Here is a 23,381-nt window from a genome sequence, read left to right as displayed (position 1 = left end):
AGTCAAGAATTTGCGCGGTTCAGCTGAAATTTTCAGTACGTCCCGCACCTGTTCGACGAAAAAAGAGACACGCTGAAAACATGCCAAAAGACCGCGCACCAACCCGTATTCAGAAAAAGAACCGCGCCGCGATTCTAGAGGCCGCTCTGAACGTGTTTTCAGCCCACGGGTTTCGCGGCGCAACCGTAGACCAGATCGCCGCAGAAGCAGGTCTGAGCAAGCCGAACCTGCTGTACTATTTCCCATCAAAAGAAGCGATCCATACTGAATTGCTGTCCGGCCTGCTGGATACCTGGCTGGCTCCGCTGCATGATCTGGACGCCAATGGCGATCCGATGGAGGAAATCCTGGCATACATTCGGCGCAAGTTGCAGATGAGTCAGGAGCTACCACGGGAAAGCCGCCTTTTTGCCAACGAGCTTGTACAGGGCGCGCCGCGTATTCACGATGCATTGTCCAATGATCTCAAGACACTGGTCGACGAAAAGGTCACGATCCTTACCGGCTGGATGGATCAAGGAAAAATCGCGCGGGTGCACCCCTACCACCTGGTGTTTTCGATCTGGGCCTTGACGCAGCACTATGCGGATTTCGATGTTCAGGTTCGTGCAATTCTGGGCAACGAAGATCCGTTCGAGGGCGCAGAAACCTTTGTTGACACGTTGTACCGCAAACTTCTGAGCCCCTGAAAAAAGGGGCCGAAAAAACGGCCCCTTGACGATCTGTCGCAATCCCGTCATTCGGCCGCCTTGGCCATCGGGTTGTTCGGATGCGTCGTCCAGTTCGCATAGGTTGGCTGAACTTCTTTTCCGGTCCGGGGATCAACCTCGCCCGCTGCCATCGGCACCATATCGATGCAGCCTTCGATCGGACAAACATCGACGCAGAGGTTGCAGGCGACGCATTCGTCATCCATCACCTCAAAGACGCGGTCCTCGGACATGGAAATCGCCTGGTGGCTGGTGTCTTCGCAGGCCGCATAACACCGGCCACACTTGATGCACTGATCCTGATCGATCTTCGCCTTGGCGACGTAGTTGAGGTTCAGATACTGCCAGTCGGTGACATTGGGCACCGCACGTCCGATCACTTCATCTATGCTGGAATAACCCTTCTCATCCATCCATTCCGACAGCCCTGCCGTCAGTTCGTCGATGATCTTGAAGCCATAGGTCATCGCAGCGGTGCACACCTGAACGTTGCCGCAACCCAACGAGATGAACTCGGCCGCGTCACGCCATGTGGTGACGCCGCCGATGCCGGAAATCGGCAGGCCCCGCGTCGCGTCGGCCCGCGCGATCTCGGACACCATCGACAATGCAATGGGCTTGACGGCGGGGCCACAATACCCACCGTGGCTGCCTTTGCCGTCAATGGACGGTTCAGGGCTGAACGTGTCCAGATTGACGCTGGTGATCGAATTGATGGTGTTGATCAGCGACACCGCATCCGCACCACCGTTTCTGGCTGCCGCAGCCGGTTTGCGGATGTCAGTGATGTTCGGCGTAAGCTTAACGATGACCGGACGGTCGTAATACTGTTTGCACCAGCGCGTGACCATCTCGATATATTCCGGAACCTGCCCCACGGCCGAGCCCATACCACGTTCACTCATCCCATGAGGGCAGCCGAAGTTCAGTTCGATCCCGTCCGCACCGGTTTCTGCCACGCGTGGCAGAATGGCCTTCCATGCTTCTTCCTCGCACGGCACCATGATCGAAGCGATCAGCGCGCGATCCGGGTAATCCGCTTTGACCCGCGCCATTTCTTCAAGGTTCACTTCCAATGGCCGGTCCGTGATCAACTCGATGTTGTTCAGGCCAAGCAACCGCCGATCCGCGCCGTAAATCGCTCCATAGCGCGGACCGTTCACGTTCACGACCGGAGGGCCCTCGGACCCTAACGTTTTCCAAACCACACCGCCCCATCCGGCCTCGAAGGCGCGGCGAACGTTGTATTCCTTGTCGGTCGGCGGCGCAGAGGCCAGCCAGTAGGGATTAGGGCTGGAAATGCCCAGAAAGTTTGTCGTCAGATCGGCCATGGCTTCTCCCTTCCCGGCTCAGCCGGATTTTTTGAATATCATTTCGGTCGGGCGAATACGCCCGGCCTTGAGGTTTTTGACGTAGTTTTGGAACTTTTCGGGCGCCGTTTCGCCCATCATCAGGTGGATCCCCAGCGGCGCTGGTCCGGTCTCGGCTATCTTGGCAAACACATCTTCGAAGAACTGGATCGCAAACACGGTGCGGTCTGTTTCGGCAACCAGCTCAAGACCGGCCGCGGCCGCGGCGTCTTTGTATATCTCTGGCGCGTGGACAAAGGAGGTTTCCGGCAAAGTGGACCAGGGAAGCGGAAAATCCAGCGGTTCATCCACCTCTCCGCCCATGACGTCGAACAGGGCAAAGGTGCCACCGGTGGCCAAAACCCGTGACACTTCCGCGAACAGCCCCGCTTTGTCTTCGATATTCATGCCCACATGCATCATGACGGCAAGGTCGAACCCGGCATCCGGCACAGGCATGTCCAGAGCACTGCCAACGTGAAAACTGGTCTTTTCGGAATGTCCGACCAGATCGCTTAGCGCAGTTGCGGTTTCCACGAACTCGGGCGTCAGATCGACCCCTGTAACCCTTGAGTCATATTTGTCCACTATGTACCGGGATGTGCCTCCGATGCCGCATCCAACATCCAGAACGCGTGTCGCATGGGTCGGGGAAAGTTGCGCAAACAGGTTGTCGGTCGCAAGAACGCCGCCTGTATGGAATTCATCCCCCGCCTTCAGATCAGCGACCGTGGCCGCATCCGGGTCGATGCCGCTGGCCTTCAGCGCCGCGCGGACGCGTTCGGTCAGTGCACCGGTGGTATAGTGTTGAGCAACGGCTTGTTCGATCTGGGACATGGGAATACCTCAGCAGCGAAAGGAATGGGGTGAATACCCCACCCTATCACGAAACGAGCGTTGCGTGGATGTCCATCGCCGCGTCCCGACCTTCGGCAACGGCCGTTACGGTCAGATCTTCACCGCCCGCAGCGCAGTCACCACCAGCCCAGACACCAGCCAAGGAGGTTCGGCCAGCACCGCTGACGGCGATCTTGTTGCCATCCAGCGTCAGGCCTTCGGGTGCGCCCTCCAAGGTCTGCCCAATAGCCTTGAGAACCTGATCGGCCGGCAAGCGGATCGTTTCTCCGGTGCCGATGAGCTGACCGTTCTGGCTGGATGTATATTCCAGCTCGATCTCGGTCGCGGTACCATTGCCGTGGATGGCCACCGGCTGAACATTGGTCATGATCCGAACGCCATGCGACGCTGCCAGGTCCTGCTCGTACCGGCTGGCCCCCATGGCATCCCGGCCGCGGCGATAGGCAATCGTGACGTTTTCGGCGCCCAGAAGCTTGGATTTCACGGCGGCATCCACAGCTGTCATGCCCCCGCCGATGACGACCACATTCCGTCCAACGGGCAGATCGGCAAGGTCGCTGGCCTGCCGCACGTCCGATATGAAATCGACCGCGGCCCGCACACCGTCCTTGTCGACACCGCCTGCACGCAAGGCGTTGACACCGGCAAGACCAATGGACAGAAACACCGCGTCGTAGTTTTCGACCAGCCCATCCAACGAGATGCTTTCGCCCAAAACCGAACCGGTCTCGATTGCAATCCCTCCGATTTTCAGCAGCCAGTCCACCTCGGCCTGTGCAAAATCGTTGGTCGATTTGTAGGCTGCGATACCATATTCATTCAGGCCGCCGGGTTTGGGCTTGCTTTCATGGATCACCACGTCATGGCCCAGCATCGCCAGCCGATGGGCACAGGCCAGACCCGCAGGCCCGGCCCCCACAACGGCAACTGTCTTGCCGGTCGAAGGCGCCCGTTCAAACGGATGCACACCCGAGGCCATGATTTCATCGGTGGCGAAACGTTGCAGGCGCCCGATCTCAACCGGCTTGCCTTCGGCGGCTTCGCGAACGCAGGCCTCTTCGCACAGCGTTTCGGTTGGACAGACCCGAGCGCACATTCCGCCCAGAATATTCTGTTCCAGAATCGTGCGCCCTGCTGATTGCGGTTGACCGGCCTGAATCTGGCGAATGAACAACGGGATATCGATATCCGTTGGACAGGCCGTTACGCATGGTGCGTCGTAGCAGAAATAACAGCGATCTGCGGCTACTGCGGCCTCATGCTGCGCAAGTGGCGGATGCAGATCGGTGAAATTCGAGGTCAGCTCATCGCTTGAAAGCCGCCCGGCTACGATACCGGGTGCCATCTGGCCCTGTGCCATCACTCTACTCCCTGTAGATATGTTTGTTATGCTCTCAGCTTGCCACAAAAATTTTTTTTATCAATTGGTAAAATTTGCCAAATGGTCAAAAAATGAAAAGCCCTGCAAAAACAACCGTGTTTTTGGCCACTTCGCTTAGCGATTGAGCAGGAACCGCGTTGAATCACTGGGCCCAAAGGCAGGATTTGCCCAGGAAAGGGCTGTGCGGGTATTGGCAAACAAGGTTCGGTGAACATGGCACGCTGTCGATTTCACCTTTCGACATGAACCGGGCCAACCTCGGAAAATCCGCAAAAGGACCTTGCTCAACCCTTTCTCGGCGCGATGAGAGGAATGCCATAGATAACAAGAAATCAAACTTTCGGCTTTTGACGCCCCACCCCGCTTGCTGTAACCCGGATCAAAGGGTGCCGGTTCCGGCAGCTTTCAGGAATGGGCATAGATGCAGGCAAGTTCTCGGAAATTCAACATCGCGGTTGTCGGGCAAAACAACCGCCTGCAATATGAGGCCTTGTTGTTTGCGGCCTCGCTTCGCCATTGCTCGCCCGGGTTCAAAGGCAGGCTGTTTGTCGCCACACCCAACCCGGGCCCGCGCTGGACCCACAACCCCAGCATCCAGGACGAAGACGTTTTGAAAGCCCTGAAACAGTTGGATGCCGAAATCCTGCCCTTCGACTCGCATGTTTTTGGCGAAAGCTACCCTTATGGCAACAAGATCGAGGCTTTGTTGGCTCTGCCGGAAGGTGAACCCTTTGTGTTCTTCGATACGGACACGCTGATCACCGGCGACATCACAAGCGTTCCGTTCGATTTCGACCGCCCCGGAGCCTCACTGAAGGTCGAGGGCACGTGGCCAAAGCCGACGCTGTACGGCCCCGGCTTTGACGGTATCTGGCGGTCGCTTTATGCACGCTTCGGGCTGGATTTCGAAAGCTCGGTGGATCCGGACCAACCCGATGGTTACTGGCGGCGATACCTTTACTTCAACGCAGGTTACTTCTTTTACAAATGCCCCAGGATGTTCGGTGAACGTTACCTGGACTACGCAAGAACGATCCGGGATGAAAACATTCCCGAACTGACGGGCCAGAACCTTGACCCATGGCTGGATCAGGCAGCCCTGCCGCTGGTCATTCATTCTTTCGGCGGCGGGCGGGATACTTTGCCGGACGGGCTTCTGGATGGGTCCGTCAGCTGCCACTATCGCCTGTTCCCTTTGCTTTATGCCCGCGAAAGCGATCACGTGATCGATGTGCTGGAAACCGTCGTGGCCCCCAACAAGGTCAAAAAAGTGCTCAAACAGTATGATCCGCTGAAAAAGCTGGTTCTTCAGGGCAAAGGCGAAAAAATCCGTGCGCTCTTTGATCAGGACAATCTGCCGCGGCGGGAACAGGCGCTGCGCAACGCGATCAAAAGCAAAGGCCTCTGGCTGCGCTGACAGGATCGTTGTGCGCAGGCGGGCAATGGCCTACAGATTCCGCAAGACAGATACCAACAGGAGATTTTCACGATGTCTGACGGCCCGACCTACGGTTTCGACACATTGCAAATTCATGCGGGTGCCCGCCCCGACCCGGCGACCGGAGCACGCCAGACACCGATTTATCAGACCACGGCCTATGTGTTCCGGGATGCGGACCACGCAGCGGCCCTGTTCAACCTGCAAGAGGTGGGCTTTATCTATTCCCGCCTGACCAACCCAACCGTCGCCGTTCTACAGGAACGCGTGGCGACGCTTGAAGGCGGCGTCGGGGCGGTGTGCTGCTCGTCCGGGCATGCGGCACAGATCATGGCGCTGTTTCCGCTGATGGGCCCCGGCTGCAACGTTGTCGCCTCGACCCGTTTGTATGGCGGCACGGTCACGCAGTTCAGCCAGACGATCAAACGCTTTGGCTGGTCCGCCAAATTCGTAGATACCGATGATCTGGACGCCGTGAAGGATGCCATCGACGAAAACACCCGCGCCGTGTTCTGCGAATCCATCGCCAATCCGGGCGGTTATGTGTCTGATATCCGTGCGTTGGCGGATGTTGCTGATGCGGCGGGCATCCCGCTTATTGTCGACAACACCTCGGCCACGCCCTACCTGTGCCGTCCGATCGAGCACGGCGCAACGCTGGTTGTGCATTCTACCACCAAGTACCTGACCGGCAACGGCACCGTCACAGGCGGGTGCATCGTGGATTCTGGCAAGTTCGACTGGTCCGCGAATGACAAATTCCCGTCACTGAGCGAACCCGAGCCTGCCTATCACGGCCTGAAGTTCCACGAGACCTTTGGCCCGCTGGCCTTCACCTTCCACGGCATTGCCATCGGTCTGCGTGATCTGGGCATGACCATGAACCCGCAGGCAGCCCATTACACGCTGATGGGGATCGAAACACTGTCGCTGCGGATGGAGCGTCACGTCGAAAACGCCCAGAAAATCGCAGCGTGGCTGGAAGCGGATGACCGCGTGGAATACGTCACCTATGCGGGATTGCCGTCATCACCTTACAAGGACCGGGTCAAATCACAGTATCCGCGTGGCGCCGGTGCACTGTTCACCTTTGCGGTGAAGGGCGGTTATGACGCCTGTATCAAACTGGTCAACGCTCTTGAGATTTTCAGCCATGTGGCCAATCTGGGCGATGCCCGCTCGTTGATCATCCATTCGGCCTCGACCACCCACCGTCAACTAACGCCGGAACAACAAGAGGCTGCCGGTGCAGGTCCGGGTGTCGTGCGGGTGTCTATCGGCATCGAAGACGTGAACGACCTGATCGCGGACCTTGATCAGGCCCTCGCCAAGGCCAGCGCCTGACAATGGCCGGGCACGCCACAAACGCACTGGGCCAGCCCATCGGTTTGCCGGTGTCGGGTGACTTTCCGCGCCCGACACCGCCTCATACACCGATGGAAGGCCGGTACTGTTCTGTCGTGCCACTGGATGTGAATCGCCATGCGCCCGGGCTTTTTCGGGCGTTTGCAAATGACAGGGATGGCCGTAACTGGACTTACCTGCCCTATGGCCCGTTTGACAGCGAACCGGAATTTGAAGACTGGGCCCGCACCAACTGCATGGATGCGGACCCGATGTTTCATACCGTATTGGATGCGGACGAAGTGCCGGTGGGCATGGCCTCTTATCTTCGGATCGAACCCGCAGCGGGTGCCATCGAAGTCGGCCACATCCACTTTTCGCCGCTGCTGCAACGCAAGCCGCAATCGACCGAGGTCATGTACCTCATGATGAAGCGGGTTTTCGACGAGCTTGGCTATCGCCGGTACGAGTGGAAATGCGACGCACTGAATGCACCGTCACGCAATGCCGCTGAACGGCTGGGATTTACTTTCGAAGGGGTGTTCCGGCAGGCGACCCATTACAAGGGCCGCAATCGGGATACGGCGTGGTACGCGATCATCGACGCCGAATGGCCGCGCATTCGCGATGCATTCGAAGCCTGGCTGTCGCCCGACAATTTTGACGGCACGGGCCAGCAGCACAAACCGCTGATGGCCCGCGCGAAAGCGTGATCTTAGTCTGAAATCTCGAATTCCATCGAGACACTGACGGAAACCGAGACCTCGCCTCCCGCGACGGGAACACCACCCGCATCCGCCATGCTCAGCGCGCGCATTTCTGCCATCGGACGAATGCCAGCCGTTTGTTCCGAGATCGACTGAACCGGACCAAGCGTCACGCCCGCTGCCTCTGCCAACTGCTGTGCTTTGGCCGTGGCTTCGCCAACGGCCTTGGCACGCGCCTGCGCCTCGATCGGGTTGGGATCCTGCACGCCAAAGCTCAAGCCCCCGAAATCATTGGCGCCGTCCTGAATGACCGCGTCCATGATCTTCCCCAGTTGGGTCAGGTCGCGCACACGTACAAACACGCGATTGGACGCAGTAAAGCCGGTGATTTCCGGTGTCTCCCCATTCTGTCCGTGACGACCCGACCAGACGGGGGACAATGACAGATCCCGTGTCTGGACGTCACGATCTTCGATACCCATCTCGGTCAGACGCGCCAGGACTTTGGAAACGGCATCCGACGTCGCCTGCATCGCAGCCGAGGCTTCGGCGTTTTCGTTGGTCACGCCCAAGGTTATCGTCGCCATATCAGGCGCAATCTGCACTGTTCCGGTTGCATCAACGTTGATGCGACGTTCTTCCGCATGAGCGGCCCCGGCAGCCGTTGCCGCCATCATCGCGGCCAGAAAAGCGAATGTCTTCAAGGTTATCACTCCAAATTACTCTGCTTTTAGATGGGTTGACGGGTCCTTGCGATACAAGAGGGGATACCGCCTTTTTCTTTCCCTCGGCGGGTTCCTGCTTTAATGTCGGTCTGCAAACGCAAAGTCGTTTGCATTGACATTGATAATTATGGTTCCTCCGGAATATGAAACCCGCCTTTGCGCTGTCTTTTTCTGCGACCGGAATAACACTGCACCACCGTTCCGATGACGACTGGTTTGTCGTCGGTACGATTCCGCTGGATGTTCCGGACTTGTCCGCACAGATACAGGCGTTGCGGGAAAAGGCATTTGCGCTGGAAAATGATCTGAGCTGCAAGCTCGTGCTGCCAGAGGATCAGGTTCGGTTTCTAAAGCTTTCGACCGATGGGCTGCCGCCGGAAGGCCGGACGGAACGTATCGAAAGTGCTCTGACCGAGGCCACGCCTTACGCCCTGTCGGAACTGAGTTATGACAGTCACACCGAAGGCGGCACGACCTTTGTTGCCGCCGTGGCGGTTGAAACTCTGGCCGAAGCACGGACCTTTGCCTCGGAACATGGTTTTGTGGTGGTGGCGTTCACTGCCGAAGACAAAGAGGGCGCGTTCCCGCGCGAGGCGTTGTTTCGCGAAACCTCGGACGCTTCCGATCTGTCACACCCGGAAAACCAGCCATCTCCGGTGGAAATGGACGCAGTTGAACAGGCTGATGATTCCGGCCTGCCCACCCATCCGATTGCCGGCACCGCCGCGCCCGAGGCTTTCCGAGTACCCCGGGAAACAGTGAACAGCCTGAATGCATCTTCAAGGGTAAAACGGTCTGCCATTGCTGTCTTTGCCGCTGTGTTTCTCGTTGGTGGACTAGTTGGTATTTGGCTGGCATCGGGGTCCGACCCTGAACAGGATCAGGCGGAACAGAGCCCGGCACAGGTTGCGGTTTCGACTTCTGAACCGGCCGCAGAGCCCCTGCCTGAACCAGAGCTGGACACTGCTGCGCTGGAAACCCCGCAACAAGTCGTTCCGGACCTTGCGACCGATGACGCCGAAGAGCCAGCGAACGAGCCCTCGGAAACCGAGACCGGCACGCAGCCGGATCTGACTGCCACAGATGCAGCCATTCTGGAGGCCCTCAAAGTTGCCCCTACCGCGGTGGAATCCGTCGCTCAGGACCCCGAGACGCAAAGAGGTGTCGAGGCCGTTACGGGCATAAGCACGACAGCGCCTGCGGCACCGGAAATACCCGAAACTGTTGAACCGCAGGAATTGTATCTGGCATCGCTCGACAACGCCGATCTGTTCGAGGATGCAGTAGCCTTGCCCCCCGACCCCAGTTTTGACACCGACGCTCCTTTTGAACCCGACGTATCCCCCAACATTGCGGGCACTCGGTTTGATCTGGATGAGAACGGCCTGGTCGTGCCAACACCGGAAGGCACCGTGAATCCGGAAGGGATCGTTGTTTATCTGGGGCGCCCATCCAAGGTTCCGCCTGAAACTCCGGTTCGTTTCGAAGAAGAACCGGTGGTCGACGAGGTCGACGACAGATTGGCAGGCATTCGGCCCAAGCCACGCCCTGCTGATCTGGTCGAGAATTTCGAGCGCGGTCAACTGGGTGGCCGGTCATTGGAGGAATTGGCATCCAAGCGGCCGAAAGCGCGCCCGGAAAGCCTTCAGACCAAGCCACAGGTCGATGATGCACCAACGGCCTTGGCTGTCGTAAGAGTACCGCGCCCCAAATCCCGCCCTGCCGGATTGGCCCCTGCCAAATCACCTGTTTCAAACAGTTCGAATCTTGGGTCCACAGCAGCATTAGATCAGAAATCCGATGAAGCAGGATCGTTCCAACCAAAAACCGTCGCACCCAAAATTCCTTCGACTGCCTCGGTCGCACGACAAGCCACGATCGACAACGCAATCAATCTGCGCAGGCTGAACCTGATCGGGGTCTACGGAACGCCAGCCAACAGACGCGCATTGGTGCGGCTTCCCAGCGGGCGTTACAAAAAGCTGAAAGTCGGAGACCGCCTTGATGGCGGGAAAGTCATCGCGATCAGCGACAGTGAGCTTCGATATCAGAAAAAGGGCCGCAACGTGACCCTGGCGATGCCGCGCAGCTGAAAACCGGCAATCGATCTTCTGACGCACCAACCGTCACATGAAAGCGCCGAAGGCAGATGAACTGCCCCCGGCGTGTCAGTGCGTTGCAATCAGGCTGCGGAAATCTCGCCGCTTTCGATCTGTTCGCGTTCGATGGATTCGAATAGCGCCTGGAAATTTCCCTCGCCGAAACCGTCGTCGCCCTTGCGCTGAATGAACTCGAAGAAGATCGGTCCGATGACGGTTTTCGAGAAAATCTGTAGCAGAATCCGGGTCTCACCACCGTCAACGACGCCTTCACCATCGATCAGGATGCCGTGTTTCATCATCCGGTCCAACGGCTCCTCGTGGCCGGCCACGCGGGTCTTGGACATCTCGTAATATGCCTGGTTCGGGCCCGGCATGAATTTCAGACCGTTTTCCGCAATTGCATCGGTCGAGGCGTAAATATCGTCACTGCCGACAGCAATATGCTGGATGCCTTCACCTTTGTATTTCTTCAGGTAAGACACGATTTGCCCCGTCTCACCGCGGTCTTCGTTGATCGGGATGCGGATACGACCACAAGGAGACGTCAGCGCCCGGCTGTACAACCCGGTGAACTTGCCCTGAATGTCAAAGAAACGAATTTCACGGAAGTTGAACAGGTCGCCGTAGAACTTGAACCACTTGTCCATGTTGCCCTTGTAGACGTTGTGCGTCAGGTGATCGAGATAGAAGAAGCCCACACCCCGTGGTTTGGATTCCTTGATCCACTCGAATTCCTGATTGTAGGGCGATGTGTCGTAATATTGATCGATGAAATAGATCAATGATCCGCCGATGCCCTTGATCGCAGGCACATTCATGGTTTTGTCAGCGCCGTCGTAAGGTTCTGCACCTTTCGACACCGCATGTTCATAGGCCTTCTGCGCGTCAACAACGCGCCACCCCATGGATGGCGCGCAAGGGCCGTGCTCTTCCACGAACCTCGCGGCAAAGCTGTCGGGATCCGCGTTCAGGACATAGGTGACATCCCCTTGCTGCCACAGCTCGACGGCAGGTTTTTCCTTGTGGCGGGCCACCAGGTCAAACCCCATCTTCGCGAACAGATCCCGCAGCTCTTGCGGCTCAGGATGGGCAAACTCGACGAACTCAAACCCATCGGTTCCGGCTGGGTTTTCTTCGCTGATAACAGATTTCGGGGCGTTGTGTGGGAAAGGACCCATGGCGCGTCTCCTTAGAAAACAGGAATTTCTTTGCTGATTCAAAAATATGACTTTTATGACGCTGTTTCTGCGCATTGTTTTCGTGTAAACTGCCGACAGGCGCGCAAAACGCGCATAAAAGTTAATAAAGGCAGGATTTTTCCGCACATGCTGGACGCGACCGACAAGCGATTGCTTTCCGCCCTGCAAAAGGACGCGCACCTGACCGCGCACCAACTGGGCGAAATGCTGAACCTGTCGCCCAGTCAGGCAGGACGCCGCCGCCAGCGGCTTGAAGCCGAAGGGTACATCACCGGATATGCCGCCCGGCTGGACCCGCTGAAGCTGGGTCTGCAAGTGCAAGGCTTTGTTCAGGTCCATCTGGGAACTCATGGCCCTGAACAATCTGCAAGCTTCGCCCGCATGGTCGACACCCGCCCCGAAATTACCAGCGCATGGACGATGACCGGAGAGGCAGATTACCTGCTGCACATCTATTGTGACGATCTTTCCGCGCTCAACAGCTTGCTACATTCGGTCATCCTGCCGCATCCTGCCGTTGCAAGGGTCCATAGCCAGATCGTAATGGACCAACTGAAACGCGACGCCCCCCTGCCCACCTGAACGGGCCCGAGAGGACACCTATGGACGTATTCCTATATCAGGCTTCGATCTATCTGGCAGCGGCGGTCATCGCCGTTCCCCTGTCTGCACGGCTGGGGCTGGGGTCGGTTCTGGGGTATCTGGCCGCCGGGATCATCATTGGACCTGTTCTTGGGCTTGTCGGCGCGGAAACGGAAAACCTTCAGCACGTTGCCGAATTCGGTGTGGTGATGATGCTGTTCCTGATCGGTCTGGAACTGGAGCCGCGCGCCCTGTGGGATATGCGCGACAAGTTGCTGGGGTTGGGCGGGTTGCAGGTTGCGTTGTCGACGGCTGCGATCGCTGCCGTGGCAATGTACGCCAACCACCCCTGGTCGGTCGCCCTGGCCGTAGGGCTGACCTTGTCGCTGTCATCCACGGCAATCGTTCTTCAGACTCTTTCGGAAAAGGGCCTGATGCGAACAAATGGCGGTCGAGCTACGTTTTCGGTGCTGCTGACGCAGGACATTGCGGTCATTCCGATCTTGGCCTTGCTTCCACTTCTGGCCTTGCCGGCCATGCCTCATATCGAATCGGATGGTTCGATTGACCGCGGGGCCGGAGACCTTCACGGCGCGGACCATCACAGCCTTTCTCTGGTCGAAGGTCTGCCGGGTTGGGCCGTCACGCTGGTTACGATCGGGGCAGTGGTGTTTGTCATCCTGGCCGGTGTCTACCTGACCCGCCCGCTGTTTCGCTTCATCCACGCGACCCGCCTGCGCGAGATGTATACTGCTCTGGCGCTTATGATCGTGGTCGGGATTTCCTTCCTGATGACCCTCGTCGGACTTTCTCCTGCCCTGGGCGCCTTCCTGGCGGGCGTGGTTCTGGCCAGTTCCGAGTTCAGACATGAAATGGAAAGCGACCTTGAGCCATTCAAAGGGCTTTTGCTTGGGCTTTTCTTCATCACGGTCGGTGCCGGGATCGATGTTGCCTATTTCTTTGATGATCCCCTTGACCTGATCGGTCTGGCGCTTCTTTTGATCCTTGCAAAAGGGATCATCCTGTATCTTGTGGGTAAGGCCTTCAAGTTGCGTGGGCGCGATCACTGGCTGTTTACCTTGGGCTTGGCGCAAGCGGGTGAGTTTGGCTTTGTTCTGCTGGCATTTTCCACGCAACAGAATGTCATCCCCCCCGACCTGTCCCAAAAACTGCTGATGATCATCGCTTTGACGATGCTGATCACACCGCTTCTGTTTATCATCTACGATCTTCTGTCGCGAAAGATCGGCGACACTTTCAAAGAACCTGTGCCGGACGAAATTGACGAAAAAGGCCCCGTCATCATCGCCGGGATTGGTCGGTTCGGGCAGATTGTAAACCGGCTGGTGCGGGCCAGCGGGTTCAAGACGGTTGTACTGGACCATGATATCGAAACCATTCAGTTGATGCGCCGTTTCGGCGTCAAAGGGTTTCTGGGCGATCCTACACGCCCTGAATTGCTGCGCGCTGCGGGGTTGGAAAAAGCGTCGGTCCTTGTCGCCGCCATGGATGACCACAAGCAAGTCACGCGGCTTGTCGGGTATGCCAGACGGCAGCGCCCTGACCTTCACATCATCGCCCGCGCCCGCGACCGGACGCATGTGTACGAGCTCTATCAGGCTGGCGCCAACGACATCGTGCGGGAACTTTTCGACAGCTCATTGCGCGCAGGCCGCTATGTTCTGGAGAATGTCGGGCTAAGTGAGTACGAGGCCGCACAGGCGGAACAGACCTTTTATCACCATGACCGGATGTCTGTTCGCGATCTCGCCGAACTATGGGTCCCGGGTCTGCCAACTGCCGAAAACAAGAAATACATCGAGCGTGCACAGCAGCTGGAAAAAGATTTGGAAACCGCGCTGCTGGAGCTGGCCGAAAAACACGCCAAGAAGTCCGCCTGACCCAAGCCTGTGCCCGGGTCAGGCAATGAATCAACCGTCAGACACTCCTGCCTCGGCAAAGGTTGCCATACCGGAATGGCAGGCAATGGCGCTTTTGAGAATATTGATCGCCAGCGCCCCGCCCGAGCCTTCGCCCAGCCGAAGACCAAGGCTTAGCAGCGGTTCCTTGCCCAGCTTCGCCAATACCGCACCGTGTGCGGCCTCGGCGCTTTGGTGGCCAGCCACGGCGTGATCCAGTGCGGTATCCGACAGCCTCCACAGGCAGGCAGCGGCAGCGGTACAGATGAAACCGTCAAGGATCACAGGAATGCGCAATATCCGCGCGGCGGCAATCGCCCCTGCCATCGCCGCGATCTCACGACCTCCGAGGCAGCGCAGGATTTCAAGGCCGTCCTCTGACTTGTGCAACGCTACACCTTCGGCCACGACGCGGGTCTTGTTGGTCAGCCCTGCATCATCGACGCCTGTCCCGCGACCTGTCCAATCGGCCGCGTCACCGCCGAACAGCGCGCAGGCAATGGCGGCTGCCGGGGTCGTGTTGCCAATGCCCATCTCGCCCACGACCAACAGATCAGCCTGCGGGTCCACGGCCTGCCAGCCGGTGCGCAGCGCGTCCAGCAATTCGGCCTCCGTCATGGCCGGTGCCTGGGTGAAATCTGCGGTCGGGTTGTCCAGATCCAGCGCGTGAACATCCATCGTTGCACCCGCCGCCCGGGCCAGTTGGTTGATCGCCGCACCGCCATGTTCGAAGTTCATCACCATTTGCACGGTCACTTCCGACGGAAAAGCCGAGACCCCCTGTGCAGTGACTCCGTGGTTTCCGGCAAAGACGATGACCTGTGGCGCCGCGATCTGTGGCCGGGCATCTCCTCGCCATCCTGCGTACCAGATTGCCAAATCTTCAAGTCGCCCCAGCGCGCCCGGGGGTTTCGTCAGTTGTCCGTTTCGCTCTGCCGCGCCCTGCGCCGCGGTGGCATCCGGCCCCGGAGCCGCTGCAAGCGCAGCACGGAACGCGTTCAAATCATTCAGTTCAGGCAACATGAAAGCCTCATTGCATCAGAGTGGTCCTGTGTGTTTAACCGAAGCATCGAATCCAACAAGACCCCGAAAGGCACGGGCGTGCATAAAAACGACACCAATCCCTTTTCCCTGTGGGACATTCCGCTGGCTCTGGTGCTGTTGACCCGCCTGCCCCTGCCCCGATTGCCCGAACCTGTATTCAAGCGGCAGGCACAGGCGGCATGGGCCTTCCCCGTCGCCGGGCTGGCCGTCGGAGGGATGGCCTGTCTGGTCGGATGGTTGGCAATGGTCTTTCATCTGCCCCCTTTTGTTGCCGCGGCCCTATTGGTTGCAACGTTGATCATGACGACGGGCGCGATGCACGAAGACGGTCTGGCCGATACGTTCGACGGCCTCTGGGGCGGGTTCACCGCTGAACGTCGACTTGAAATCATGAAAGACAGCCAGATCGGAACCTATGGTGTTCTCGCTTTGGTTTTTTCTCAGCTTGCTCGGGTTTCGGCAGTTGCCACGATTTTGGCAACCGGGTCGATTTGGGCGATTCTGGCAGCCTGCGTGTTCTCACGCGCCTTGATGCCCGTTTTGATGGCATCCCTGCCAAACGCCAGAAAATCGGGGCTGAGCCATTCGGTGGGAACCCCCGGCGCGATTTCGGTCAGCATGTCCTTGGGCCTGGCCGTTCCAATCGCCGTTTTCCTGTGCGGGGGTGCGGCGATCACCGCCATCATCTCTGCTGTCTTGGTTGCTGCCATCTTGGCGCTGACAGCGCGCAAGAAGATCGGTGGCCAGACCGGGGACATACTTGGGGCATCGCAACAACTGGCCGAGATCGCGTTTCTACTTGCCATCAGCGCGCAGATTTAGGACGCGCCGCCTGTTTCGATCCGCAGTGTTCCACCGCAATGCTTGCAATGCACGGCATCCGGATCATGCCGATACAACCCGCAGCTTGGGCATTTGTGACGTACCTTCTGCGGCATGAATATCGCCTGCGCCAAACGGACAAACAACGCGACACCCACGACCATGATGAACACCGAGAACAGCTTGCCCCAAGGGGTGCTCAGCGTGATGTCACCGAACCCGGTTGTGGTCAGGGTGGCCATGGTGAAATATAGCGCGTCTATGTAAGGCGTTTGTACGTCTTCCGGAATGAAGAACACCAAAACCGCCGTAGAGGTGGCAAAGACAAAAACCATCAGATTGATTGCCGCAATCACCGCGTCTTCATGGGTGCGAAAAAAGCTGCTGTCGCGTCGCAAGTCCCTGAGCAGATGGTATGAGTGGATCAGGCGCAAGGCCCGCAGAATCCTTAGGAAAGCCAGGTTGCCCGTCAGGAACGGATCCAGAACCAGCGAGACAATGACGACAATATCCGCCAGCGTATAAATCTGGCGCAGCAGCTTCCAACGATCCTTTGAAATCCAAAGCCGCGCAGAGAAGTCCAAGAAAATCAAAAACCCGATCAACTGGCTTGCAAGGACCAAGCCGGGACCATGAGGGACGTGAGCCGTTGCGACAAAGAAAATGATTGTCGCAACATCGAACAGGATCAGAGCGTACCGAAACCAGACCGAAATCGGGTCATGTCCTATATACAGATATCTAACTGTCTGCTTCATGTCCGCCCTGTAGCTTGCTGCATATACAGTGAAATTAGCGGTACTTGCGGAATTCACCAAGCCACGAAAAAGGCCGCCCCGATGGTGGAGCGGCCTGTTGTCATATTGAACTCGCTGTCAGGCAGCGCGAGAGGTCAGAACTTCGTCCACCTGTTTGGCAGCGGATACTTCGCCGGCGCCGGAAACCGCCGCGACCTCGCGGGTCAGGCGTTCCAGGGCAGCTTCGTACAACTGACGCTCGGAATAGCTCTGCTCGCGCTGATCGTCCGTGCGATGCAGATCGCGGACCACTTCCGCAATCGAGATCAGATCGCCCGAGTTGATTTTCTGCTCGTATTCCTGAGCACGGCGCGACCACATGGCGCGTTTGACCTTTGCCTTTCCTTTGAGCGTTTTCATCGCCTGACTGATCACGTCGGGCGAGCTGAGCGACCGCAGTCCGGATTCGGTAACCTTGTTGGTCGGCACGCGCAGAGTCATCTTGTCTTTCTCAAATGAGATGACGAACAGCTCCAGAGAGAATCCCGCGACTTCCTGTTCTTCGATCGAGATGATCTGGCCTACGCCGTGGGCGGGGTAGACAACATAGTCGTTCGGGCGGAACTCGAGCTTTTTCGACTTTGTCATTCAGTTTTTTCCTTGCTTGCGGACGGGACACAGACAACAAAAGCACCACATGCGGGGACTTTTTCAGCCCCGACAGGCGGCGATATTGTCACAAATTCAAATCTCCAAAGCGAGCATACTTGTGGAGCGCATCCCAATCTCGGTCATCATATAAGAACCAAGTATATCACAAAAATACGACACCCGAAAGTTTACCCCACGGTAAATCTTCATATTCAACCTGTTTTCAACAGGTTGTGCCGCGTTCTTTTCGCATCAAACAGGGGTTTGAGCGCGAATCGTTCAACCACCCTCGCCCGGTGCTTCCGAGAAATACTTCTCCATCTTGCCTTCTTCACCGTCGCGTTCTTCCGCATCGGGAAGCGGATCTTTCTTGGTGACGATCACAGGCCACATTTCCGAGTACTTGCGATTGAATTCGACCCATTGATCCATGCCCGGTTCAGTATCGGGGCGGATCGCGTCGGCCGGGCATTCCGGTTCGCAAACACCGCAGTCGATGCATTCGTCGGGATGGATGACCAACGTGTTCTCACCTTCATAGAAACAGTCCACCGGACATACTTCGACACAGTCGGTATATTTGCAGGCGATACAGTTTTCGGTGACAACATAGGTCATGATCGGATTCCCGTTTGCGGTTTGAGCGTTTAGCTAATTCAGTCTGGCCTACTCTTCAAGATATGATCAGCGATCTTCGGTGCGAGAAAGATCAAGTGAACGGCGATCTTTCTTTGTCGGGCGACCTTTTCCCTCAAACCCCGGATTTTTGGGCGGAACGTCCTGTTTTTCGGTCATATCGAAATACAGCGTTTGCGCTTCGGGGGCCGGACCACGGCGATCCCCGATTTTTTCGATGCGCACAACGCGGACGATACGGCCCTGAGGAAAGGTCAGAACGTCGCCCGGGGCCACGGCCTGCGCCGGTTTTTGCACCCGGTTTCCGTTCAACCTGACATGGCCGGCGCTGACCTGTTTGGCGGCCAGGCTGCGGGTCTTGAAGAACCGCGCCTGCCACAACCATTTGTCAACCCGCAGCCTGGCCTCGGCCATTTCGGATCAGTTACCGTCCTTCAAACCCATCAGCGCAGCAGCAAACGGGTTGTCGGGATCAATCGCCTTTTCCTTTTTCGGAGGCCGTGACGAGAAGGTCTTGGCGCCCTGAGGTTTGCCGCCCTTCTTGCCGTGAGGTTTGCCACGGCCATCCTGCGGTTTGCCACGCGGTTTGCCCTTGCCCTGTCCCTGTTCGCGACGCGGGGCCCGGTTGGGCTGTCGCTGACGGGCCCAGGTGAAGGTATAGAACACTTCAACCTCGGGTTCGTCAGAAACTGGTTCTGCGGGATGGCTTTCCGCGCCAGCCTCGGCTGCCGCCTCGGTACTTTCGGTGGCCTCGGCTGCCGCCTCGGCGGGTGCTGCGACCTCTTCTGCCGCGACTTCACTTGCCGGGGCTTCTTCGGCGGTCGGTTTGTCAGCGTCATCTGCCGCCGGTCGTTCGACCGGTGCAGGTTTGACTTTCGGCCGCTCGCCGCGTTCCGCCTTGTATCCCAGCCCCTGCATCAGATCAGCGAACTGATCCAGCGTCATCCCGGTGATCGACAGCATATCGGGTTTGGCTTCGAACCCGCCGCGGCTGTCTTCAGCGCGCAGCATGTCCGCCAAACGTTCCAGCATGTCGATACGGATCGAACGCTCGCCCGCATCGCGGTAGCCACACATGGTGTCATAGCCCTGCGGTGCATCCTTGGCGACCGGCACGGTCACCAATCCCGGAGGCGGTGCTTCGGGGAATTCCTGCAAACCGCTGGACAGCGCCCAAAGCACAAGACGCAGACGCGTCGGGGCCGGTTTCAGCAGCAGCGGCATGAAGATGGTGAACTGGCCGAACCGGATACCATGCTTGCGCAAGGCGCCACGGGCGTCCTGATCAAGATCCTTGACCTCTTGTGCGACCTGTGCGCGGGGCAGGATACCCAAAGCTTCGACCATGCGGAAAGCAAAACCCTTGGCAAGGCCGCTGAGTTCCTCATCGCGGGACAGGTTCAGCAGCGGCTCGAACAGAGCGGCCACCTTGCGGTCGATGAAGTGCTGCAAACGGCGCTGCACTTTCTGCTCGACGTCCGGCCCCGCGGCTTCATCAACGAAAACTTCGACCATAGGTTTGAGAGGTTCCGCACCGGCAACCAGCTTGCCGACGGCGTATTCACCCCACATCAGGCCACCCTGATCAGTGAAATCAATTTCAGTATCGGGCGCGTTGTAGAAGCGATCGGCGCGCAGATGGAATTGCGGCGCGAGTGCTTGCAGAGACGCCGATTTCAGAGCTTTCGCCTCGGTTCCCTGCGCGCTTTTGTCCGGGATGAACCGGAACCCTTCCAGACGACCGACGAATTCGCCTTCGACGGTCACTTCACCCTTGTCATTTACTTCGGCCAAAAGGGCCTCCTTCTGCTTGAGCCGGCGCAACAAAACGGATGTGCGCCGATCCACAAATCTTTGCGTGAGACGCTCATGCAGAGCGTCGGACAGTCTGTCTTCTACAGTGCGGGTTTCGTCACGCCAATGTGATTCGTCACGAACCCACCCTTTTCGCTGCGCAACATATGTCCACGTGCGAATATATGCCAATCTTTTAGATAACGCGTCGATATCGCCGTGGGTCTGATCGATCCGTCTGATCTGCCGTGCCATGAACTCGTCGGGAATAGTTCCCCGTTCATGCAGATGGCCATAGATCCCCTCCAGCAAGCTGGCGTGTTCCGCGTGGCTGATACCGCGAAAATCAGGGATTCTGCACACATCCCACAACAACCGGATGGACGGGCCGTCGCTTGCCCGGGCGACAACCTCGGTCACTTGCGACAGCGATTTCAACGCGTTCAGGTCATCAGCAGGGCGGGCCTTGATCAGGTGTTCATCATCCGGGCTGACCTCAAGCGAGTCGATCAACGCTTCAATCGAGCCGAACCGAAGGGCGGCGTTCCGCCAGTTCAGCTTTTTCATCGGCGTAAACCGGCTGTCCATTATCGCCTGTGCCACGCCCTCGTCCAGCGGCGGGGCCTCTCCGGTTACGCCGAAGGTGCCATCCGACATCCCGCGACCTGCCCGGCCTGCGATCTGTGCCAGCTCGTTCGGCGCAAGCGGACGCATCCTGCGCCCATCGAATTTGGACAGGGATGAAAACGCAACGTGGTTCACATCCAGGTTCAACCCCATCCCGATAGCGTCCGTGGCAACCAGGTAATCAACCTCGCCGTTTTGATACAGGTCCACCTGTGCATTCCGGGTCCGCGGGCTGAGCGCCCCCATGACCACCGCGGCACCACCTTTCTGGCGGCGCAGCAATTCGGCGATGGCATAGACGTTTTCAACCGAGAACCCCACGATGGCGCTGCGCGCAGGCATCCGGCTGATCTTTCTGGAGCCCGAGTAAACCAGCTGTGACATCCGCTCTCGCCGCACGAACTGCGCCTGGGGGACCAGCGCCGAAATCGGGCCACGCATTGTGTCCGAGCCCAGGAACAATGTCTCGTTCGTGCCGCGAGACCTAAGCAGACGGTCGGTGAAGACGTGACCCCGTTCCGGATCGGCACAGAGCTGGATCTCATCGATGGCAACAAAATCAGCGCCCATGCCTTCCGGCATCGCCTCAACCGTGCACACCCAATACTGGGCGCGGGGCGGTACGATCCGTTCTTCACCCGTGACCAGCGCCACCACCGACGGCCCACGGATCGCAACGATCTTGTCATAGACCTCGCGCGCCAGCAGGCGCAGCGGCAGACCGATCACGCCGGTCCGATGGCCCAGCATGCGTTCGATAGCGTAATGGGTTTTACCAGTGTTGGTCGGGCCAAGTACGGCCACGATTCGGGATGACCCGCTCACATTCGCCCCCTGCCCCGAGCCTTACAGCGCCTTGCCTTCAACCTGAGGCTTCAGCCGATTCACGGCATTGGTTACTTCTTCGTGATGAGGATGTATAGACAACGCCCGAGAATAAGCCTCGTAGGCTTTCCGAGGTTCCCCGATAACTTCAAAGATCAGACCCAGACCGTAAATCGCCTCATAGTGATTTGGATTCAGCGTCAGCACATGTTCCAGATCGGCGGCCGCCATACCAAATCGCTCGACCCCGAAAAAGGCAGATGCGCGCAGATGCCAGCCTTCGGCAAAATCAGGCGCGTGATCCGTCAGCGCGGTCAGATGATCCAGAGCAGCGTCGACGTCGCCCTCATCCAAGGCCTCGCGTCCCCGCTCCAGCAGCAGATCAGCCGACGCAGACCCCGATTGCGACCACAGCGCCTGCAACTGCCGATCCAGTGCAATTGCCTGTTCCGGGGTCGACTGCGCCAGTTTTTGCAGCAACTCATCCTCGTCCCGTGAATCCGCCTGCTGCGCGAAACAATTGGTGGAAAACGTGACTAGGACAAAAAGTGCCGCAACGGTACCTTTGAGATTGTGAATTGCAATGCTCATAACAATAGTCAGTGTAGCGTTGCGACCGGGGATGTCCATTCACGGCGCACTAACAATATGAGGAAAAGCATGAGCGAGACTCTTGAAAAGGCAGCTGCCGCGCTGAACGAAAAACTGGATGGCGGCGCGTTTGATGACACGGCCAAGTTTGCCATCACCGATCTGGGTTCGATCGTTCTGGACGAAAACGGTGCGCGGGTCAGCGATGAAGAGGCCAATGTCACCATGAGCGCTGACGTAGAAACGTTCGAACAGATCCTCAGCGGTGAACTGAATCCGACCGGCGCGTTCATGTCCGGAAAGCTGAGCATTGATGGCGACATGGGCGTTGCCATGAAGCTTGCCTCGGTGCTGGCCTGATGGAGTTGTCGCCGGCCCCCTTTTTTGAAGACGTGGCCGGCGGACCTGCCGGTGGACAGGCCCATTGGTTGATGACGTCTGACCAAAAACGCATTCGCGTGGGTCACTGGCGTCCGGTTGGTCGCGCCCATGGCACCGTCATGGTGTTTCCCGGACGCACCGAATACATCGAAAAGTATGGCAATACCGCCCAAGAATTCGTGAATCGTGGCTTCGCGGTGCTGGCCGTCGACTGGCGCGGTCAGGGTCTTGCGGATCGGCTGCTGGAAAACCCACGCATCGGCCATGTCGATCATTTCACCGATTACCAGCACGATGTTCAGGCAACCCTGGACCTTGCAGACGCTTTGGATTTGCCGAAGCCGTGGTACGTCGTGGGGCATTCGATGGGCGGCGCCATCGGGTTGCGTGCCGTCATCGAAAAAGGGTGCTTTGCCGCTTGCGCGTTCACGGGCCCGATGTGGGGAATTTTCTTCACTCCGGTGATGAAACCTCTGAGCCGCGTTACGGCCTATTGGGGCACGGCGCTTGGCCTTGGCGAACGCACCCCCCCGACCACAACGCTTGAAAGCTATGTCCTGTCGCAACCTTTCGACGGGAATATGCTGACCCGCGACCCCGACATGTACCGGATGATGCAAGATCAGCTGAATGCGCATCCCGAACTGGCACTTGGTGCCCCCTCAAACCGCTGGCTGCGCGAGTCGCTGGACGAATGTGAATGGTTGATGGAACAGCCCGCGCCGAAGACACCCTGTCTGACTTTTCTGGGCAGCCACGAACAAATCGTCGATCGCAAGGCCATACGGGCACGTATGGCCAATTGGCCGAACGGCACATTGATCGAAATCCCCGACGGAGAACACGAGGTACTGATGGAAGCACCCGACGTTCGGGGGCCGGTTCTGGACCAGCTTGCCAAGCATTTCCTGGCCAACCAATCAAATGGGGCGTCCAGGCTGGTTTCCTCGTAAACCTTT

At 58.1% G+C, this 23,381-nt stretch carries 22 protein-coding genes; 10 read left to right on the top strand and 12 right to left on the bottom strand.

What is annotated here, in order from left to right; translation table 11 throughout:
• Window positions 1–80: 80 nt before the first annotated feature.
• The gene (locus GOW56_RS00170; RefSeq protein WP_152457696.1) at window positions 81–689 is read left to right on the top strand and encodes a TetR family transcriptional regulator C-terminal domain-containing protein; all 609 of its coding nucleotides are present in this window, start codon (window positions 81–83) and stop codon (window positions 687–689) included.
• Between the two features lie 47 nt (window positions 690–736).
• Here GOW56_RS00170 and preA read toward each other — a convergent pair whose 3' ends face one another.
• The 3 genes from preA to GOW56_RS00155 are packed head-to-tail and all read right to left on the bottom strand — an operon-like array spanning window position 737 to window position 4,277.
• Window positions 737–2,041 carry an NAD-dependent dihydropyrimidine dehydrogenase subunit PreA gene (preA, locus tag GOW56_RS00165; protein ID WP_171168560.1) on the bottom strand — a complete coding sequence of 435 codons (1,305 nt, stop codon included), beginning with the start codon at window positions 2,039–2,041 and terminating at the stop codon, window positions 737–739.
• An 18-nt stretch (window positions 2,042–2,059) separates the two neighbouring features.
• Window positions 2,060–2,896: a methyltransferase domain-containing protein gene (locus GOW56_RS00160; RefSeq protein ID WP_171204582.1), complete on the bottom strand. Its 837-nt coding sequence runs from the start codon at window positions 2,894–2,896 to the stop codon at window positions 2,060–2,062.
• 46 nt (window positions 2,897–2,942) lie between these two features.
• Window positions 2,943–4,277, bottom strand: a complete 1,335-nt coding sequence (locus GOW56_RS00155; protein ID WP_171204581.1) for an NAD(P)-dependent oxidoreductase — start codon at window positions 4,275–4,277, stop codon at window positions 2,943–2,945.
• A 442-nt stretch (window positions 4,278–4,719) separates the two neighbouring features.
• On the opposite strand from GOW56_RS00155, the gene GOW56_RS00150 reads away from it, so the two are divergent.
• The 3 genes from GOW56_RS00150 to GOW56_RS00140 all read left to right on the top strand — a co-directional run bounded on the left by GOW56_RS00150 (window position 4,720) and on the right by GOW56_RS00140 (window position 7,793).
• Window positions 4,720–5,715, top strand: coding sequence for a hypothetical protein (locus GOW56_RS00150; protein ID WP_171204580.1), 996 nt, complete (start codon window positions 4,720–4,722; stop codon window positions 5,713–5,715).
• Window positions 5,716–5,787: 72 nt separating this feature from the next.
• A complete protein-coding gene (locus GOW56_RS00145) occupies window positions 5,788–7,080 on the top strand; it encodes an O-acetylhomoserine aminocarboxypropyltransferase/cysteine synthase family protein (RefSeq protein WP_152457691.1) in 1,293 nt (430 codons plus the stop codon).
• Between the two features lie 2 nt (window positions 7,081–7,082).
• Window positions 7,083–7,793 (top strand): GNAT family N-acetyltransferase, encoded by a 711-nt coding sequence (locus GOW56_RS00140; RefSeq protein WP_171204579.1) that lies wholly within the window; start codon window positions 7,083–7,085, stop codon window positions 7,791–7,793.
• A gap of 2 nt (window positions 7,794–7,795) precedes the next feature.
• Here the strand turns inward: GOW56_RS00140 and GOW56_RS00135 are convergent, their stop codons facing one another.
• Window positions 7,796–8,500, bottom strand: a complete 705-nt coding sequence (locus tag GOW56_RS00135; RefSeq protein ID WP_371807861.1) for an SIMPL domain-containing protein — start codon at window positions 8,498–8,500, stop codon at window positions 7,796–7,798.
• Between the two features lie 155 nt (window positions 8,501–8,655).
• Here GOW56_RS00135 and GOW56_RS00130 point away from each other — a divergent pair, with 155 nt between their 5' ends.
• Window positions 8,656–10,605 carry a hypothetical protein gene (locus GOW56_RS00130; protein WP_171204578.1) on the top strand — a complete coding sequence of 650 codons (1,950 nt, stop codon included), beginning with the start codon at window positions 8,656–8,658 and terminating at the stop codon, window positions 10,603–10,605.
• An 89-nt stretch (window positions 10,606–10,694) separates the two neighbouring features.
• Here the strand turns inward: GOW56_RS00130 and hppD are convergent, their stop codons facing one another.
• Entirely contained in the window at window positions 10,695–11,792 is a 1,098-nt protein-coding gene (gene hppD, locus GOW56_RS00125) for a 4-hydroxyphenylpyruvate dioxygenase (RefSeq protein ID WP_171204576.1), read from the bottom strand.
• Between the two features lie 147 nt (window positions 11,793–11,939).
• On the opposite strand from hppD, the gene GOW56_RS00120 reads away from it, so the two are divergent.
• Window positions 11,940–12,395, top strand: a complete 456-nt coding sequence (locus tag GOW56_RS00120; protein ID WP_152457686.1) for an Lrp/AsnC family transcriptional regulator — start codon at window positions 11,940–11,942, stop codon at window positions 12,393–12,395.
• Window positions 12,396–12,415: 20 nt separating this feature from the next.
• A complete protein-coding gene (locus GOW56_RS00115; protein WP_171204575.1) occupies window positions 12,416–14,296 on the top strand; it encodes a monovalent cation:proton antiporter-2 (CPA2) family protein in 1,881 nt (626 codons plus the stop codon).
• A 30-nt stretch (window positions 14,297–14,326) separates the two neighbouring features.
• Here the strand turns inward: GOW56_RS00115 and cobT are convergent, their stop codons facing one another.
• Window positions 14,327–15,337: a nicotinate-nucleotide--dimethylbenzimidazole phosphoribosyltransferase gene (cobT, locus tag GOW56_RS00110; RefSeq protein WP_171204574.1), complete on the bottom strand. Its 1,011-nt coding sequence runs from the start codon at window positions 15,335–15,337 to the stop codon at window positions 14,327–14,329.
• 78 nt (window positions 15,338–15,415) lie between these two features.
• Here cobT and cobS point away from each other — a divergent pair, with 78 nt between their 5' ends.
• Entirely contained in the window at window positions 15,416–16,180 is a 765-nt protein-coding gene (cobS, locus tag GOW56_RS00105) for an adenosylcobinamide-GDP ribazoletransferase (RefSeq protein ID WP_171205014.1), read from the top strand.
• Here the strand turns inward: cobS and GOW56_RS00100 are convergent.
• From GOW56_RS00100 to GOW56_RS00075, 6 genes are all read right to left on the bottom strand, one after another.
• Complete coding sequence (locus tag GOW56_RS00100; RefSeq protein ID WP_171204573.1) at window positions 16,177–16,938, bottom strand: ion channel; 762 nt, start codon at window positions 16,936–16,938, stop codon at window positions 16,177–16,179. The genes cobS and GOW56_RS00100 overlap by 4 nt on opposite strands.
• Before the next feature lie 117 nt (window positions 16,939–17,055).
• Window positions 17,056–17,565 carry a CarD family transcriptional regulator gene (locus GOW56_RS00095; RefSeq protein ID WP_152457681.1) on the bottom strand — a complete coding sequence of 170 codons (510 nt, stop codon included), beginning with the start codon at window positions 17,563–17,565 and terminating at the stop codon, window positions 17,056–17,058.
• A gap of 282 nt (window positions 17,566–17,847) precedes the next feature.
• Window positions 17,848–18,186 (bottom strand): ferredoxin FdxA, encoded by a 339-nt coding sequence (gene fdxA, locus GOW56_RS00090; RefSeq protein WP_152457680.1) that lies wholly within the window; start codon window positions 18,184–18,186, stop codon window positions 17,848–17,850.
• 66 nt (window positions 18,187–18,252) lie between these two features.
• A complete protein-coding gene (locus GOW56_RS00085; protein ID WP_171204572.1) occupies window positions 18,253–18,618 on the bottom strand; it encodes an RNA-binding S4 domain-containing protein in 366 nt (121 codons plus the stop codon).
• A gap of 6 nt (window positions 18,619–18,624) precedes the next feature.
• Window positions 18,625–21,450, bottom strand: a complete 2,826-nt coding sequence (locus GOW56_RS00080) for a helicase-related protein (RefSeq protein WP_171204571.1) — start codon at window positions 21,448–21,450, stop codon at window positions 18,625–18,627.
• Window positions 21,451–21,471: 21 nt separating this feature from the next.
• The gene (locus GOW56_RS00075) at window positions 21,472–22,080 is read right to left on the bottom strand and encodes a tetratricopeptide repeat protein (protein WP_171204570.1); all 609 of its coding nucleotides are present in this window, start codon (window positions 22,078–22,080) and stop codon (window positions 21,472–21,474) included.
• 30 nt (window positions 22,081–22,110) lie between these two features.
• Here GOW56_RS00075 and GOW56_RS00070 point away from each other — a divergent pair, with 30 nt between their 5' ends.
• On the top strand, window positions 22,111–22,401 hold the full coding sequence (locus GOW56_RS00070) for an SCP2 sterol-binding domain-containing protein (RefSeq protein WP_170344693.1): 291 nt from the start codon (window positions 22,111–22,113) through the stop codon (window positions 22,399–22,401).
• A complete protein-coding gene (locus GOW56_RS00065; protein WP_171204569.1) occupies window positions 22,401–23,375 on the top strand; it encodes an alpha/beta fold hydrolase in 975 nt (324 codons plus the stop codon). The genes GOW56_RS00070 and GOW56_RS00065 overlap by 1 nt, the downstream gene beginning before the upstream one ends.
• Window positions 23,376–23,381: the final 6 nt, after the last annotated feature.

The sequence above is a fragment of the Ruegeria sp. HKCCA0235A genome (assembly GCF_013033235.1).
GTDB lineage: Bacteria > Pseudomonadota > Alphaproteobacteria > Rhodobacterales > Rhodobacteraceae > Ruegeria.
Note: the sequence above shows the minus strand (reverse complement) of the source record. Positions and strands in the feature narration are given on the sequence as shown.